16 protein-coding genes are annotated in these 15096 nt (G+C 57.8%); 5 read left to right on the top strand and 11 right to left on the bottom strand.

Annotated features, from left to right (window positions below; genetic code table 11):
* Positions 1-118: 118 nt before the first annotated feature.
* Genes ACVVH8_RS26570 through ACVVH8_RS26585 form a run of 4 tightly spaced genes read left to right on the top strand, consistent with a single transcriptional unit; the run spans position 119 to position 3068 of the window.
* Positions 119-757: a DUF2491 family protein gene (locus ACVVH8_RS26570; protein ID WP_103303756.1), complete on the top strand. Its 639-nt coding sequence runs from the start codon at positions 119-121 to the stop codon at positions 755-757.
* 15 nt (positions 758-772) lie between these two features.
* The gene (locus ACVVH8_RS26575; protein ID WP_103303757.1) at positions 773-1198 is read left to right on the top strand and encodes a DUF350 domain-containing protein; all 426 of its coding nucleotides are present in this window, start codon (positions 773-775) and stop codon (positions 1196-1198) included.
* A gap of 17 nt (positions 1199-1215) precedes the next feature.
* The gene (locus ACVVH8_RS26580) at positions 1216-1908 is read left to right on the top strand and encodes a DUF1190 domain-containing protein (protein ID WP_475227179.1); all 693 of its coding nucleotides are present in this window, start codon (positions 1216-1218) and stop codon (positions 1906-1908) included.
* 2 nt (positions 1909-1910) lie between these two features.
* Entirely contained in the window at positions 1911-3068 is a 1158-nt protein-coding gene (locus ACVVH8_RS26585) for a glutathionylspermidine synthase family protein (protein ID WP_401302944.1), read from the top strand.
* Between the two features lie 77 nt (positions 3069-3145).
* Here the strand turns inward: ACVVH8_RS26585 and ACVVH8_RS26590 are convergent, their stop codons facing one another.
* The 3 genes from ACVVH8_RS26590 to ACVVH8_RS26600 all read right to left on the bottom strand — a co-directional run bounded on the left by ACVVH8_RS26590 (position 3146) and on the right by ACVVH8_RS26600 (position 6556).
* A complete protein-coding gene (locus ACVVH8_RS26590; protein ID WP_475227182.1) occupies positions 3146-4351 on the bottom strand; it encodes an acyltransferase family protein in 1206 nt (401 codons plus the stop codon).
* 273 nt (positions 4352-4624) lie between these two features.
* On the bottom strand, positions 4625-5149 hold the full coding sequence (locus tag ACVVH8_RS26595; protein WP_008081898.1) for a single-stranded DNA-binding protein: 525 nt from the start codon (positions 5147-5149) through the stop codon (positions 4625-4627).
* A 9-nt stretch (positions 5150-5158) separates the two neighbouring features.
* Positions 5159-6556, bottom strand: coding sequence for an MFS transporter (locus ACVVH8_RS26600; RefSeq protein ID WP_103303761.1), 1398 nt, complete (start codon positions 6554-6556; stop codon positions 5159-5161).
* Between the two features lie 191 nt (positions 6557-6747).
* Between ACVVH8_RS26600 and uvrA the strand changes: the two genes are divergently transcribed.
* The gene (gene uvrA, locus ACVVH8_RS26605) at positions 6748-9582 is read left to right on the top strand and encodes an excinuclease ABC subunit UvrA (RefSeq protein ID WP_103303762.1); all 2835 of its coding nucleotides are present in this window, start codon (positions 6748-6750) and stop codon (positions 9580-9582) included.
* A gap of 65 nt (positions 9583-9647) precedes the next feature.
* Here the strand turns inward: uvrA and bfr are convergent, their stop codons facing one another.
* The 8 genes from bfr to rpmJ all read right to left on the bottom strand — a co-directional run bounded on the left by bfr (position 9648) and on the right by rpmJ (position 15072).
* Positions 9648-10112 carry a bacterioferritin gene (bfr, locus tag ACVVH8_RS26610; protein ID WP_103303763.1) on the bottom strand — a complete coding sequence of 155 codons (465 nt, stop codon included), beginning with the start codon at positions 10110-10112 and terminating at the stop codon, positions 9648-9650.
* Between the two features lie 149 nt (positions 10113-10261).
* Positions 10262-11716, bottom strand: a complete 1455-nt coding sequence (locus tag ACVVH8_RS26615) for a catalase (protein WP_103303764.1) — start codon at positions 11714-11716, stop codon at positions 10262-10264.
* Positions 11717-11956: 240 nt separating this feature from the next.
* Complete coding sequence (gene rplQ, locus ACVVH8_RS26620) at positions 11957-12343, bottom strand: 50S ribosomal protein L17 (RefSeq protein ID WP_003176402.1); 387 nt, start codon at positions 12341-12343, stop codon at positions 11957-11959.
* A gap of 42 nt (positions 12344-12385) precedes the next feature.
* Entirely contained in the window at positions 12386-13387 is a 1002-nt protein-coding gene (locus tag ACVVH8_RS26625; protein WP_003186012.1) for a DNA-directed RNA polymerase subunit alpha, read from the bottom strand.
* Between the two features lie 22 nt (positions 13388-13409).
* Entirely contained in the window at positions 13410-14030 is a 621-nt protein-coding gene (gene rpsD, locus ACVVH8_RS26630; protein ID WP_003176404.1) for a 30S ribosomal protein S4, read from the bottom strand.
* 18 nt (positions 14031-14048) lie between these two features.
* The gene (gene rpsK / locus ACVVH8_RS26635; protein ID WP_002555466.1) at positions 14049-14438 is read right to left on the bottom strand and encodes a 30S ribosomal protein S11; all 390 of its coding nucleotides are present in this window, start codon (positions 14436-14438) and stop codon (positions 14049-14051) included.
* A 30-nt stretch (positions 14439-14468) separates the two neighbouring features.
* The gene (gene rpsM, locus ACVVH8_RS26640; RefSeq protein WP_003186020.1) at positions 14469-14825 is read right to left on the bottom strand and encodes a 30S ribosomal protein S13; all 357 of its coding nucleotides are present in this window, start codon (positions 14823-14825) and stop codon (positions 14469-14471) included.
* A 130-nt stretch (positions 14826-14955) separates the two neighbouring features.
* Positions 14956-15072, bottom strand: a complete 117-nt coding sequence (rpmJ, locus tag ACVVH8_RS26645; RefSeq protein WP_002555468.1) for a 50S ribosomal protein L36 — start codon at positions 15070-15072, stop codon at positions 14956-14958.
* Positions 15073-15096 lie beyond the last annotated feature (24 nt).

Here is a 15096-nt window from a genome sequence, read left to right on the forward strand (position 1 = left end):
CAGGCTCACTCCTACATGGTTTGCGGCGTGCAATTGCTTCTGCTCGTTCACGCGTAGCCCGGTACACTAGCGGCGCTTTTTTACGACGACTACTCCACCCGCCTCAAGGAATGTACCCATGGGATGGTTTAAAGACTTGCTGGGCACCACCGCTGCGCCAGCGCCACCCGTCGCCGATGGACCACTCGGCATGGCGCAAGGCAAAGGGGTCAGGTTCGATTCGACCCTGACGTTGTTGCTCGATGGCTCAAGCTCCGTACGCGTACCTGTCGATCAGGCGATCTGGAGCGCCGGCTGGGTCGACCTCGGCCAATCCAACAAGCTGCGTCGCTACTACATGAATGACGAAGATTTCTGGTTGCAAATCCACGTCACCGGCGACGATCAGATCGAATCGGTCATCCTGTTCAATTACCTCAGTTACGTGACCGTCAACACCGACGCCGAGCTGCAGCGCCTCGCTGGCCCCAACAGTTTGATCGGCCTGCCGACCTACACCCACGAGGGGATCGAATACACCCGTGAGTGGGGCACCGAACAAGGCCAGACCGAGCTGGTGCCATTGACCGAGCAGGTGGTCAATCCGGACGAGAGCTACACCATCCGGCACCATTCGATGCTCTACGCCCGCGAGACCGGCCTGACCGATCGCCGCGAGCTGTTGCTGTTCTCCGTTGAACAGGACGAAGAAGGCACCGTCAGCCTGAGCACGTCGCTGGGCATTTCGCTGTACACGACTGACCTGAGCGCCATTTAACAAAGGAAGTTTTTCATGCTGGAAGTGCTGGCCGTTTCCCTGAACAAGACCGCGTTGACCGGTTTCGTCGTTTACCTGATCGGCGCCGTGCTGCTGTTCATGCTGTTTCAGTTTGTCTACACGCGCATCACCCCGCACAAAGAGTTCGAGCTGATCCGCGCCGGCAACACCGCCGCCGCGATCGCACTGGCCGGCGCAATCATTGGTTTCGCCATCCCCGCCAGCAACGTGATCGCCTTTTCGGTCAACGTCCTCGACTTCGTGCTCTGGGCGGTGATTGCAGCGGTTGTGCAACTGTTGGCGTTTCTCGCCACGACTCTGGTGCTCAAGGGCACATCCCAGCGCATCGCCAACGGTGAAATTGCCTCCGGCATCTACGTGGCCGCTGTGGCGATCAGCGTCGGCATGCTCAACGCGGCGTGCATGACACCGTCCAACTGATCGGCAGGAAGCCTTAGATGAAACGAAGCAAATACGTTCAGTTGTCCCTCGCGGCGTCGGTGGCCATGGCCATTACCGGCGAAGCGGCGGCGGTGGATCAGCCGCGTAACTTCCAGAGCGTCGAACAATGCGTCGATGCCGAAGTGGCCGCCGAGGTCTGCTCGAACGCCTATGTGGCGGCACTCACCGAACACCGGCGCATCGCCCCGGCGTACGACGACAAGACCAAATGCGACGAGGATTTCGCCGCCAACTGGTGTCAGAAAAATTCTGATGGTCGCTTCGTGCCGAAACTCGGCGGTTTCAAAGTGCCGCAGAAAGGCGATGCGGTGCAGAACCTCGACGCCATTGCCGATGCGCCAATGCCGGCCGATGACACGACAACGACCCACGCGACCCAGACCACCACACACTACTCCGGCGGTGGCGGTGGTAATGGCTGGCTGAGCGGCTGGTTGTTCGGCAATGCGACGAGCAACAACGCGAACCGCACGGTTTACCGCGACCGCGATACGCGGCAGACCTACGACACCTCGACCCAGTACCGCAAAATCGAATCGGCGCCACGCAGTCAACCGGACTATGAAAGCAGCAAAAGCAAACCGGTGAACGTCGCATCGTCGACGTCCCGCGGCGGCTTCGGCAGCCAATCCAGCGCTCGCAGCGGTTGGGGTGGCTGGGGCAGCAGTTCCGGTCGATCGAGCAGCTGACGATGAAGAAGATCCACTGCGCCGAGCGCCACGACTGGAAACAGACAGCGGAAAGCCTCGGCTTCATGTTCCACACCATCGACGACGAACCCTACTGGGACGAGCGCGCGTACTACCAGTTCACGCTCGCGCAGATCGAAAACGATCTGGAGGACCCGACCACCGAACTGCATGAGATGTGCATGGACCTGGTCGACCGCGTCGTGCACAGCGAGGAGCTGCTGGATCGCCTGAGCATCCCGGCGTCGTACTACGACATGATCCGCACTTCCTGGCTGGAAGGTCATCCGCATCTGTACGGACGCATGGACTTTTCCTACAGCGGCAACGGTCCGGCAAAACTGCTGGAGCTCAACTACGACACCCCGACCAGCCTTTACGAAGCAGCGGCGTTCCAGTGGGGCTGGCTGGAGCAGTGCATCGAGCGCGGTACCCTGCCGCGCCATGCCGACCAGTTCAACAGCATCGACACCAAGCTACATCAGGCCTTCGCCGAGTTGCAGCTCAAGCGACCATTCTATTTCGCCTCGATGAAAGACTCGGTTGAAGACAAAGGCACCACGGACTACCTGCGCCTGATCGCGGAAAAGGTCGGCATCGAATCGCGGCACATCGACATCGAAGACATTGGCCTGACGGCTGCCGGGCGCTTTGTCGACCTTGAGGATCGCTGGATCCCGCACCTGTTCAAGTTGCACGCCTGGGAGTTCATCTTCCACGAACCGTTCGGCGCGGCGATTGCCGAGTGCGATACGCAGTTTTTCGAGCCGCCGTGGAAGGCGATCCTCTCAAACAAAGGCGCGCTGCCGTTGCTGTGGGAGCTGCACAAGGGCCATCCGAATCTGCTCGCGGCGCACCTCGACCCGAACCCGACCAGCGCTGTGCCCAAGGGTTGGGTGCGCAAACCGTACTTTTCCCGGGAAGGCGCCAACATCGAGTTGCAAACCGCTGACGGACTGATCGTCAAAGAGGACGGGCCGTACACCGATGCGCCGTTCATCCTGCAGGAATTTGCACCGCTGCCGAAGTTCGATGACAGCTACACACTGATCGGCTCCTGGGTGATCGGCGATCAGGCGGCGGGGATTGGCGTGCGCGAAGACAACAGTTTGATCACCAAGGATTCGAGCCGGTTTCTGCCGCATCTGATCCTCGACTGATCGTTCAGGCGCAGCAACTGGCTCCCATGAAAAAGCCGTAGCGTTGAGGCGCTACGGCTTTTTTGTGCTTGCCTGGACTACGACAGTTCAGTGGTGCGCGATGGCACCTGTGCCGGGACTTCTTGCCTGGCGGATTCCGGCGAGGCGACCCCGGCCATTCGGCGACGGGAGATCTCCGCCCCCCGACGACGCAACGGGGTTTCGACAAAGCGATAGTTCAGTTCGCTGCACACCACCATGATCAACAACGACGTGAGCGCGAGCTCAAGCGTGTATCCCGGGCCTAGCGTCGTGCCACTGGCAGCAGCAACGCGAGTCCAGATTTCGGTACTCAGGTGATACGCGAAGATGTGCACGACGTACAACGCGTAGGAACGTGAGCCCAGCCATTCGAACAGTCCACGCAACAGCACCGGGCAATAGATGTAGCCCTTCTGATAACTGGCCAGCCACACCGTGATCGCGGTTGTCATCGCCACCAGCCCGAATGCGATCGGCACATTGATCATTTGACCCGAGATAGCGCCCAGCATGTACAGCAGGAACAACGTGATCCCCAGACGCTTGAGCAGGCTACCGCCGAGCGCGACCGGTTCAATCTCCTTGTACAGCGAGGTGCGCGAAAACAGACAGAGCACGATCCCCCACATCATGGCGTCCATACGGAACGAGAACAGCAGAGGCGCTGGCGGCGCACCGAAACCGTTTCGATCAAAGCCGAACTGCAGGGCAATCAGCGCCAGCAAGATGATCAGCCGCCAGCGCGTCGACGTCACCAACAGCAGAAACAACGGAAATATGAAGTAGAACTGCTCTTCCAGCGCCAGGCTCCAGTACACCGAGTTAGGTCCCAGAAGCGTGCCGTGCAGGTTCGCCAGGTTGCCGGTGAATGTGGCGACCGCGGTAAAACTGCGCAGATTGTCGAACCAGGACTGAAAGGCGTTCGACTGGTTGAAAAATATCGAGAAAACCAGCGGTATCAGCACCCACAGCCAGGCTGTCGGCAAAAGACGATAGGCGCGTCTGATCCAGAACGAGGTGGCGGCAAGGCCGAACCGGTTCTGCTCACGATTTTTGTCGAAGTAATCGAGGTAAGCCTTGCTGACGACATAACCCGAGATGCAGAAGAACAGATCCACCCCGGTCCATGGCGAATAGATGCTGAACACCTTCAGGATGTACATATCGTAAAACGGCAGCAGTTGGGGCAGATGGGTGAAGATCGTCATGACGATGGCCGCGCCACGCAGATACTCGATTTCCTTATTCTTGATACTGCTCATCGGATTCTCTTGTTGTTAAAGACCAGGCGGCTGATCTGAGTTTCTTTTCCGGGAGAATTGCACGGGTATGCCCGTTTCCGGGACGGATCATGGAACGGCTGGTCCTCGCCTTCAAGAGCCTCCCCGAAACTTTAATGCCAACGGTTTGCACGGCGTACGCGCATTCTTCGGGAGGTGGCGTCGGTGTCAGCAGCTTTTTCAGTTCTCCAAAACGACAAAACCCCCGCAATGCGGGGGTTTTGTACTCAAGCCAGACAGTGGCTCAAGCGGGTATCAGAACGGGATATCGTCATCAAAGCTGTCGAAATCCGGAGCCGGTTGTGGTGCGGCCTGCTGTGGAGCCGGGGCCGAACGCTGTTGCGGAGCCGATTGCTGTGGACGCGGAGCCTGCTGGCGTGGAGCCGGAGCGGACTGCTGGTAGTTGTTGCCACCGCCTTGTTGGTCGCCCTGTTGTGGACGGCCGCCGAGCAGTTGCATGGTGCCTTGCATGTCGACCACGATTTCGGTGGTGTAACGCTTGATACCGTCTTTTTCCCACTCGCGGGTCTGCAGCTTGCCTTCGATGTACACCTGCGAACCTTTACGCAGGTATTCGCCGGCGATTTCGGCGACTTTGCCGAACATCGACACACGGTGCCATTCGGTCTTCTCGACCTTCTGACCGGTTTGCTTGTCGGTCCATTGTTCGCTGGTGGCCAGACTCAGGTTGGTCACGGCGTTACCGTTAGGCAAGTAGCGAACTTCGGGATCCTGGCCGCAAGTGCCGACCAATATGACTTTGTTAACCCCACGGGCCATAACGTTCTCCTAGGCTTCGCAAGCAGCCCCGGCCGGGTTGTTCACCAGGCGTTCGAGGGTGTCGCGATCCACTAATTCTTTGTCCAGTTTGATGTAAACAGCCGCTTCGTCAGCGACTATTACTGCATCGGTTACCCCTACGAGGGCCTTGAGGCGCTCGACCAGACCCGCTTCGCGGATCGCCTCGGGCGACAACGGCAGGCGCAGACTCGTCACGTAGGGAGGTTCGCGCATGGTAACAGCAAAGGCCAGCCAAAGTGCAGCCAGCGCGGCGCATCCGAGGAACACAACCGACAGACCGCCATGCTGAAACAACCAGCCGCCGAGTATCCCGCCGAGTGCCGAACCGAGGAACTGGCTGGTGGAATACACGCCCATGGCCGTGCCCTTCCCGCCCGCCGGTGAAACCTTGCTGATCAGCGACGGCAATGAAGCTTCCAGCAGATTGAACGCGGTGAAAAATACCACCGTGCCGATCACCAGAGCCCGCAAGCTGTCACCGAACTGCCAGAAGAATAGCTCAGTGAGCATCAGCGTCATGACGGCGCCGAGCAAAACTCGTTTCATTTTGCGTTTCTTCTCGCCATAGATGATGAACGGGATCATGGCGAAGAACGAAATCAGCAATGCGGTGAGATAGACCCACCAGTGCTGCTCCTTGGGCAAACCGGCTTTTTCCACCAGCGCCAGAGGCAGCGCGACGAAGCTAGACATCAACATGGCATGTAACACAAATATGCCCAGATCGAGGCGCAGCAGGTCTGGATGCTTGAGCGTCGGCATCAACGCCTGACGCGCCACGCCGGACTCACGATGCTGCAGCGGCCCGGTGGATTTGGGCACCATGAACATGATGATCAGGATACCGACCAGCGCCATGCCGCCGGTGGCCAGGAACAGGCCGGACAAACCGAATGCACGGGTCAGCAACGGCCCGACAACCATGGCGACCGCGAACGACAGGCCAATGGTCATGCCGATCATCGCCATCGCTTTGGTGCGGTGCTGTTCACGGGTCAGGTCGGAGAGCAGCGCCATGACCGCTGCGGAAATCGCCCCGGCGCCCTGCAGGATCCGGCCGGCGATCACGCCCCAGATCGAGTCGGCCTGTGAGGCCAGCACACTGCCGAGGGCGAAGACGATCAGCCCCAGGTAAATCACCGGGCGACGGCCTATGCGGTCGGAAATGATCCCGAACGGAATCTGAAAAATCGCCTGGGTCAGGCCGTAAGCACCAATGGCCAACCCGATCAGGGCCGGCGTCGCGCCCGCCAGATCCATGCCATAGGTCGCCAGTACCGGCAACACCATGAACATGCCCAGCATACGGAAGGCGAACACCAGGGCCAGACCGCTCGCCGCGCGGGTCTCGCTGCCACTCATGCGTTCGCTGTGGGGATCGTGCATGGAAAAACCTCATGTGAACCGGCGGCGATTCTACCAGTCCCATCGAAAGACGGGGTATATCGCGACGCTTTGCCACGCATAGATGAAACTCTCTTCATGCAGGGCAAAAAACGCTCTGCTTGATAGTGTGCATCCATCCAGTATTTGCCCGTATACTCCTACGTTTTCGACGCCCGCCGAGCGAGGCCACTTTGGACAAGATCCTGATACGTGGGGCCCGTACCCACAACCTGAAGAACATCGACCTGACCCTGCCACGGGACAAACTGATCGTCATCACCGGCCTGTCCGGATCCGGCAAGTCGTCCCTGGCGTTCGACACGCTGTACGCCGAAGGCCAGCGCCGCTATGTCGAATCGCTGTCGGCCTACGCCCGGCAGTTCCTGTCGATGATGGAAAAGCCCGACGTCGACACCATCGAAGGGCTGTCGCCGGCCATCTCCATCGAACAGAAGTCGACCTCGCACAACCCGCGCTCCACGGTCGGCACCATCACCGAAATCTACGATTACCTGCGCCTGCTCTATGCACGCGTCGGGACGCCGCGCTGCCCGGATCACGACATTCCACTGGAAGCGCAGACCGTCAGCCAGATGGTCGATCTGGTGCTGGCTCAGCCGGAAGGCAGCAAACTGATGCTGCTGGCGCCGGTGATCCGTGAGCGCAAAGGCGAGCACCTGTCGGTGTTTGAAGAGCTGCGTGCGCAGGGCTTCGTCCGCGCCCGGGTCAACGGCCGGATCTGCGAGCTCGACGAACTGCCGAAACTGGATAAACAGAAGAAGCATTCGATCGATGTGATCGTCGACCGCTTCAAGGTTCGCGCCGACCTGCAGCAACGTCTGGCCGAGTCCTTCGAGACCGCACTGAAACTGGCCGACGGTATCGCCCTGGTGGCACCGATGGACGACGAGCCGGGCGAAGAAATGATCTTCTCCGCGCGTTTCGCCTGCCCGATCTGTGGTCATGCGATCAGCGAACTGGAGCCGAAGCTATTCTCCTTCAACAACCCGGCCGGCGCCTGCCCGACTTGCGATGGTCTGGGGGTGAAGCAGTTCTTCGACATCAAACGACTGGTCAATGGTGACCTGACGCTGGCCGAAGGCGCGATTCGCGGCTGGGACAGGCGCAACGTCTATTACTTCCAGATGCTAGGCTCACTGGCCGCGCATTACGGCTTCAGTCTGGAAGTACCGTTCAACGAACTGCCGGCCGATCAGCAAAAGTTCATCCTGCACGGCAGCGGCTCGCAGAACGTCGACTTCAAATACCTGAATGACCGTGGCGACATCGTCAAGCGCTCGCATCCGTTCGAAGGCATCGTGCCCAACCTTGAGCGCCGCTACCGCGAGACCGAATCGGCGAGCGTGCGTGAAGAGCTGGCGAAGTTCCTCAGCACCCAGTCTTGCCCGGACTGCCGCGGTACCCGTCTGCGTCGTGAGGCACGTCACGTGTGGGTAGGCGAGAAAACGCTGCCAGCGGTCACCAACCTGCCAATCGGCGATGCTTGCGAGTACTTCGGCGAGCTGAAGATGACCGGCCGTCGCGGCGAGATCGCCGACAAGATCCTCAAGGAAATCCGCGAGCGCCTGCAGTTCCTGGTCAACGTCGGCCTCGATTATCTGTCGCTGGATCGCAGTGCCGACACGTTGTCCGGGGGTGAGGCACAACGGATTCGTCTGGCCAGCCAGATCGGCGCCGGCCTCGTAGGCGTGCTGTACATCCTCGACGAACCGTCCATTGGTCTGCATCAGCGCGATAACGACCGACTGCTCGGCACGCTCAAGCATCTTCGCGACATCGGCAACACGGTGATCGTGGTCGAGCACGACGAAGACGCGATTCGTCTGGCCGACTACGTTGTGGATATCGGTCCGGGCGCCGGTGTACATGGCGGGCAGATTGTCGCCGAAGGTACGCCGGCCGAAGTCATGGCGCACCCGGACTCCCTTACCGGCAAATACCTGTCGGGGCGGGTGAAGATCGAAGTGCCGGCCAAGCGCACACCGCGCAACAAGAAGCAGGTTCTGGCACTCAAGGGCGCGCGCGGCAACAACTTGCGCAACGTGGACCTCGAGATTCCGATTGGCTTGCTCACTTGCGTGACTGGCGTGTCCGGTTCGGGCAAATCGACGCTGATCAACAACACGCTGTTCCCGCTGAGTGCCACTGCTCTCAATGGCGCGACTACGCTGGAAGCCGCGGCGCACGACAGCATCAAAGGTCTGGAACATCTCGACAAGGTCGTCGATATCGACCAGAGCCCGATTGGCCGTACCCCACGTTCCAACCCGGCAACTTACACCGGCCTGTTCACACCGATTCGCGAACTGTTCGCCGGCGTACCGGAATCGCGCTCCCGCGGTTACGGCCCGGGGCGTTTCTCGTTCAACGTCAAGGGTGGTCGCTGCGAGGCGTGCCAGGGCGATGGCTTGATCAAAGTGGAAATGCACTTCCTGCCGGACATCTACGTGCCGTGCGACGTGTGCAAGAGCAAGCGCTACAACCGCGAAACCCTTGAGATCAAGTACAAGGGCAAGAGCATCCACGAAACCCTCGAGATGACCATCGAGGAAGCCCGGGTGTTCTTTGACGCGGTGCCGGCGCTGGCGCGCAAGCTGCAAACGTTGATGGATGTCGGCCTGTCCTACATCAAGCTCGGGCAATCGGCGACGACCCTGTCCGGCGGTGAGGCGCAGCGGGTCAAGCTGTCTCGCGAGCTGTCGAAACGCGACACCGGCAAGACGCTGTACATCCTCGATGAGCCGACCACCGGTCTGCACTTCGCCGATATTCAGCAATTGCTCGACGTACTGCACCGTCTGCGCGATCACGGCAACACTGTGGTGGTGATCGAGCACAATCTGGATGTGATCAAAACCGCCGACTGGCTGGTCGACCTCGGGCCAGAAGGTGGCTCCAAAGGTGGACAGATCATTGCCACCGGTACGCCGGAGCAAGTGGCCGAGATGAAGCAGTCTCACACCGGCCATTACCTCAAGCCGTTGCTGATCCGCGATCGTGCATAAACAACGGACATGAAAAAGCCCCTGTCACTTCATCAGTGACAGGGGCTTTTTTGTATCTGTGGCAATCAGGTGTGGGATTGCAGGTAGTTCTCGAGACCGATCAGCTTGATCAGACCCAACTGCTTTTCCAGCCAGTAGGTGTGATCTTCTTCAGTGTCGTTGAGCTGAACCCGCAGAATCTCACGGCTGACGTAGTCTTTGTGCAGTTCGCAAAGCTCAATGCCTTTGCACAGCGCAGCGCGGACTTTGTATTCGAGACGCAGATCCGCTTCGAGCATCTCCGGCACGGTGGTGCCGACATCCAGATCATCTGGACGCATGCGCGGGGTGCCTTCAAGCATCAGAATGCGGCGCATCAACGCATCAGCGTGACCAGCCTCTTCTTCCATTTCATGGTTGATTCGCTCGTAGAGCTTGGTGAACCCCCAGTCCTCATACATCCGCGAATGAACGAAATATTGGTCACGCGCGGCCAGTTCGCCGGTCAGCAACGTGTTGAGGTAATCGATAACGTCTGGGTGGCCTTGCATCGCCCTACATCTCCCTGCTTGAAAGTCTGTAGTTTGAACCAAGATGACTGGAAGGTCACCCACTTCGCGCAATAAAAGCGAAGATATTCTTAGAAAAGCAGCCTAAATAACGCAAAAACCGCCCAAATGAGGGCGGTTCTGCTTCTCGTTTAGACTTCGTTAAGCTGTACGTTGAGCAGCTTTGCGATTGCTTCTCCATACGCCGGATCGGCTTTGTAGAAATGCTGCAACTGGCGATCAACGACATCACTGGAAACACTGGCCATCGCACCGGCAATGTTGCTCACCAACAGCGCTTTCTGATCGTCGCTCATCAGACGGAACAGCGCGCCGGCATGGCTGTAGTAATCGGTATCTTCACGGTGATCGTAACGATCCGCTGCACCGCTCAGGGCCAATGCCGGCTCAGCGTAATGCGGCGCTTGCTTCGGCGACTCGATGTAGCTGTTCGGCTCGTAGTTAGGCGCTGCCCCACCGTTGCTGCCGAAAGCCATCGAACCATCGCGCTGGTAGGTATTCACCGGGCTACGGGGTGCGTTGACCGGCAGTTGCTGGTGATTGGTACCGACGCGGTAGCGATGGGCATCGGCGTATGCGAACACGCGGCCCTGAAGCATGCGATCCGGCGACAGACCGACGCCAGGCACCATGTTGCTTGGGCCAAATGCCGCTTGCTCGACCTCGGCGAAATAGTTGAGCGGATTACGATTCAGTTCAAGCTCACCTACTTCGATCAGCGGAAACTCTTTCTGCGACCAGGTCTTGGTTACGTCGAACGGATTCTCGTAATGCGCCGCTGCTTGAGCTTCGGTCATGATCTGGATGCACACGCGCCATTTTGGGAAGTCCCCGCGCTCAATGGCTTCGAAAAGATCACGTTGTGCGTAGTCAGGATCGGTGCCCGCCAGGCGAGCAGCATCTGCAGGCGCGAGGTTCTTGATCCCTTGTTTGGTTTTGTAGTGCCACTTGACCCAATGACGCTCACCTTTGGCGCTGATCAGGCTGTAAGTGTGACTGCCGAAACCGTGCATGTGACGGTAGCCGTCCGGGATGCCGCGATCGGAAAACAGAATGGTGACCTGATGCAGCGCCTCGGGCGAATGCGACCAGAAATCCCACATCATTTGCGCACTTTTCAGATTGCTCTGCGGGAGGCGTTTCTGTGTATGGATGAAATCCGGGAATTTCAGCGGGTCACGAATGAAGAACACCGGCGTGTTGTTACCAACGATGTCCCAGTTGCCTTCTTCGGTATAGAACTTCAGTGCAAAGCCGCGTGGATCACGTTCAGTGTCGGCCGAACCGCGCTCGCCACCTACGGTTGAAAAACGCAGGAACGTCGGAGTTTGTTTGCCGACAGCTTCGAACAGCTTGGCACTTGTGTACTCGGTGATGTCGCGAGTAACAGTGAAAGTGCCGTAAGCACCCGAGCCTTTAGCGTGTACTCGGCGCTCAGGGATGTTTTCACGGTTGAAATGGGCAAGCTTCTCGATCAGGTGAAAATCGTCGAGCAGCAGCGGGCCACGTGGACCGGCGGAGCGAGAATTCTGGTTATCAGCGACAGGTGCGCCACTGGCGGTCGTAAGCGTTTTGATCTGGCTCATACGGTCTTCTTCCTCTGTCAGTCTTGAAACTGCCGGCTAATCGGCTTGCTGAGAAGTATTGATCATCCATGTGAGACCTACAAATTCATTAACTTGTAGACATCGATAGATAATTACTAATTATGTTTCTCAGCACATAGTGACAACAGAACAGTGTCAGAAGCTTGTACGAACAGCGCATTTTCTAGCGGACACAAAAAACCGGGCACTAGGCCCGGTTTTTCGTTTCAGACTGACGTCTTACTCGGCGGATACAGCTTCGCCAGCAGTAGCACGATCAACCAACTCGACGTACGCCATAGGCGCGTTGTCGCCAGCGCGGAAACCGCACTTGAGGATGCGCAGGTAGCCACCCTCACGGGTAGCGTAACGCTTGCCCAGGTCGTTGAAGAGCTTACCAACGATAGCTTTCGAACGAGTACGGTCGAAAGCCAGACGGCGGTTAGCCAGGCTGTCTGTCTTGGCCAGAGTGATCAGCGGCTCGGCAACGCGGCGCAGTTCTTTGGCTTTTGGCAGAGTAGTTTTGATCAGCTCGTGCTCGAACAGCGACACCGCCATGTTTTGGAACATGGCCTTGCGGTGCGAGCTGGTGCGGCTCAGGTGACGACCACTTTTACGATGACGCATGGTTCATTCCTTACCAAACACTACGTTCGGTGATTACGACGATCAGGCAGTCGCCTTGTCGTCCTTCTTAAGACTTGCAGGCGGCCAGTTGTCGAGGCGCATGCCGAGGGACAGACCGCGGGAGGCCAGAACGTCCTTGATTTCAGTCAAGGATTTCTTGCCCAGGTTCGGAGTCTTCAACAGCTCTACTTCGGTACGCTGAATCAGGTCGCCGATGTAGTAGATGTTTTCCGCCTTAAGGCAGTTAGCCGAACGTACAGTCAGTTCCAGATCGTCAACCGGGCGAAGCAGGATCGGATCGATCTCGTCTTCCTGCTCGACAACCACTGGCTCACTGTCACCTTTGAGGTCGACGAACGCAGCCAACTGCTGTTGCAGGATGGTTGCAGCGCGGCGAATAGCCTCTTCAGGATCCAGAGTACCGTTGGTTTCCAGATCAATAACCAGCTTGTCCAGGTTGGTACGCTGCTCGACACGGGCGTTTTCCACCACGTATGCGATACGGCGAACCGGGCTGAACGAAGAGTCGAGCTGCAAGCGACCGATGCTGCGGCTTTCATCTTCATCGCTCTGACGCGAGTCGGCTGGTTCATAACCACGACCACGAGCTACGGTGAGCTTCATGTTCAGGGCGCCGTTAGACGCCAGGTTAGCGATTACGTGATCGGGATTAACGATCTCGACATCATGATCCAGCTGAATATCGGCAGCGGTAACCACCCCCGAACCCTTCTTCGACAAGGTCAGCGTAACTTCGTCACGACCGTGCAGCTTGATGGCCAGACCTTTAAGGTTCAACAGGATTTCAATTACGTCTTCCTGTACACCTTCGATGGCGCTGTACTCGTGGAGCACACCGTCAATCTCGGCCTCGACTACTGCGCAGCCGGGCATTGAGGACAACAGGATGCGTCGCAGCGCGTTGCCCAGGGTGTGGCCAAAACCACGCTCGAGAGGCTCGAGAGTGATCTTGGCGCGGGTTGGACTGACAACCTGCACATCAATATGGCGGGGTGTCAGGAACTCATTTACCGAAATCTGCATGGATGCACCTATTTTCTAGCCCTTACTTGGAGTAGAGCTCGACAATCAGGCTTTCGTTGATGTCGGCGGACAGATCACTGCGAGCAGGAACGTTCTTGAAAACGCCCGACTTCTTCTCAGTGTCTACTTCTACCCATTCTACGCGGCCACGTTGGGCACACAGATCGAGAGCTTGGACAATGCGAAGTTGGTTTTTTGCTTTCTCGCGAACTGCAACCACGTCACCAGCACGAACCTGATACGACGGAACGTTTACGGTCTGACCGTTAACGCTGATCGACTTGTGCGATACCAGCTGACGGGATTCGGCACGAGTCGAACCAAAGCCCATACGGTATACAACGTTGTCCAGACGGCATTCGAGCAGTTGCAGCAGGTTTTCACCGGTTGCACCTTTCTTGCCAGCAGCTTCTTTGTAGTAGCCACTGAACTGACGCTCGAGAACGCCGTAGATACGACGGACCTTCTGCTTTTCACGCAGTTGGGTGCCGTAATCGGACTGGCGACCGCGGCGTTGGCCGTGGATACCAGGTGCTGCTTCAATGTTGCACTTCGATTCGATCGCGCGCACGCCGCTCTTCAGGAAGAGATCGGTGCCTTCGCGACGAGCGAGTTTGCATTTTGGACCAATGTAACGAGCCATTCTTTACAATCTCCTGGATTACACGCGGCGCTTCTTCGGCGGACGGCACCCGTTGTGCGGGATTGGCGTCACGTCGGTGATGCTGGCGATCTTGTAGCCACAGCCGTTCAAAGCGCGGACTGCGGATTCACGACCTGGACCTGGACCCTTGACGTTAACGTCGAGGTTTTTCAGGCCGTATTCCAGCGCAGCTTGACCAGCACGTTCAGCAGCTACTTGAGCAGCAAACGGGGTGGACTTGCGGGAACCGCGGAAACCCGAACCACCGGAGGTAGCCCAGGAAAGAGCGTTACCTTGACGGTCGGTAATGGTCACGATGGTGTTGTTAAAAGATGCATGGATGTGGGCGATGCCATCAACCACTGTCTTTTTAACTTTTTTACGAGGACGAGCAGCAGGTTTTGCCATGATTAAATTCCTGTCGATTCGCTGGGGCGATTACTTGCGGATCGGCTTACGCGGACCTTTACGGGTACGCGCGTTGGTCTTGGTACGCTGACCGCGTACTGGCAGACCACGACGATGACGCAGACCGCGATAGCAACCGAGGTCCATCAAGCGCTTGATTTTCATGTTGATTTCGCGACGCAGGTCACCTTCAGTGGTGAACTTCGCCACTTCGCCACGCAGCTGTTCAATTTGCTCGTCGCTCAGATCTTTGATCTTTGCTGCTGGGTTTACCCCAGTCACTGCACAGATCTTCTGCGCAGTAGTGCGACCAACACCATAGATGTAGGTCAGCGAGATAACAGTATGCTTGTTATCTGGAATGTTAACGCCTGCAATACGGGCCATTCAGTGGGACTCCAATTGACAGCTACCTACGCCCCGGAAGCCAAGAAATAGGGCGCGAGATAATATCGCTGTAATAACAAATAATCAACCCGGTAGCGCACTAGCTACCGGGCTTGAAGCACAATCACACTCAGCCTTGGCGCTGTTTGTGACGCGGTTCCGCGCTGCAAATTACTCGAACAACACCTTCGCGGCGAATAATCTTGCAGTTACGGCACAGCTTTTTCACCGATGCACGAACTTTCATCACCAACTCCTCGAACCTTATGGG

Source organism: Pseudomonas trutticola BRTCR10, from assembly GCF_056155105.1.

What these genes read in the sequence shown, in the direction of transcription:
- ACVVH8_RS26570 (WP_103303756.1), top strand. Translation starts at nt 119, where the DNA reads ATGGGATGGTTTAAAGACTTGCTGGGCACCACCGCTGCGCCAGCGCCA.
- ACVVH8_RS26575 (WP_103303757.1), top strand. Translation starts at nt 773, where the DNA reads ATGCTGGAAGTGCTGGCCGTTTCCCTGAACAAGACCGCGTTGACCGGT.
- ACVVH8_RS26580 (WP_475227179.1), top strand. Translation starts at nt 1,216, where the DNA reads ATGAAACGAAGCAAATACGTTCAGTTGTCCCTCGCGGCGTCGGTGGCC.
- ACVVH8_RS26585 (WP_401302944.1), top strand. Translation starts at nt 1,911, where the DNA reads ATGAAGAAGATCCACTGCGCCGAGCGCCACGACTGGAAACAGACAGCG.
- ACVVH8_RS26590 (WP_475227182.1), bottom strand. Translation starts at nt 4,351, where the DNA reads ATGAGCAGTATCAAGAATAAGGAAATCGAGTATCTGCGTGGCGCGGCC.
- ACVVH8_RS26595 (WP_008081898.1), bottom strand. Translation starts at nt 5,149, where the DNA reads ATGGCCCGTGGGGTTAACAAAGTCATATTGGTCGGCACTTGCGGCCAG.
- ACVVH8_RS26600 (WP_103303761.1), bottom strand. Translation starts at nt 6,556, where the DNA reads ATGCACGATCCCCACAGCGAACGCATGAGTGGCAGCGAGACCCGCGCG.
- bfr (WP_103303763.1), bottom strand. Translation starts at nt 10,112, where the DNA reads ATGCAAGGCCACCCAGACGTTATCGATTACCTCAACACGTTGCTGACC.
- ACVVH8_RS26615 (WP_103303764.1), bottom strand. Translation starts at nt 11,716, where the DNA reads ATGAGCCAGATCAAAACGCTTACGACCGCCAGTGGCGCACCTGTCGCT.
- rplQ (WP_003176402.1), bottom strand. Translation starts at nt 12,343, where the DNA reads ATGCGTCATCGTAAAAGTGGTCGTCACCTGAGCCGCACCAGCTCGCAC.
- ACVVH8_RS26625 (WP_003186012.1), bottom strand. Translation starts at nt 13,387, where the DNA reads ATGCAGATTTCGGTAAATGAGTTCCTGACACCCCGCCATATTGATGTG.
- rpsD (WP_003176404.1), bottom strand. Translation starts at nt 14,030, where the DNA reads ATGGCTCGTTACATTGGTCCAAAATGCAAACTCGCTCGTCGCGAAGGC.
- rpsK (WP_002555466.1), bottom strand. Translation starts at nt 14,438, where the DNA reads ATGGCAAAACCTGCTGCTCGTCCTCGTAAAAAAGTTAAAAAGACAGTG.
- rpsM (WP_003186020.1), bottom strand. Translation starts at nt 14,825, where the DNA reads ATGGCCCGTATTGCAGGCGTTAACATTCCAGATAACAAGCATACTGTT.
- rpmJ (WP_002555468.1), bottom strand. Translation starts at nt 15,072, where the DNA reads ATGAAAGTTCGTGCATCGGTGAAAAAGCTGTGCCGTAACTGCAAGATT.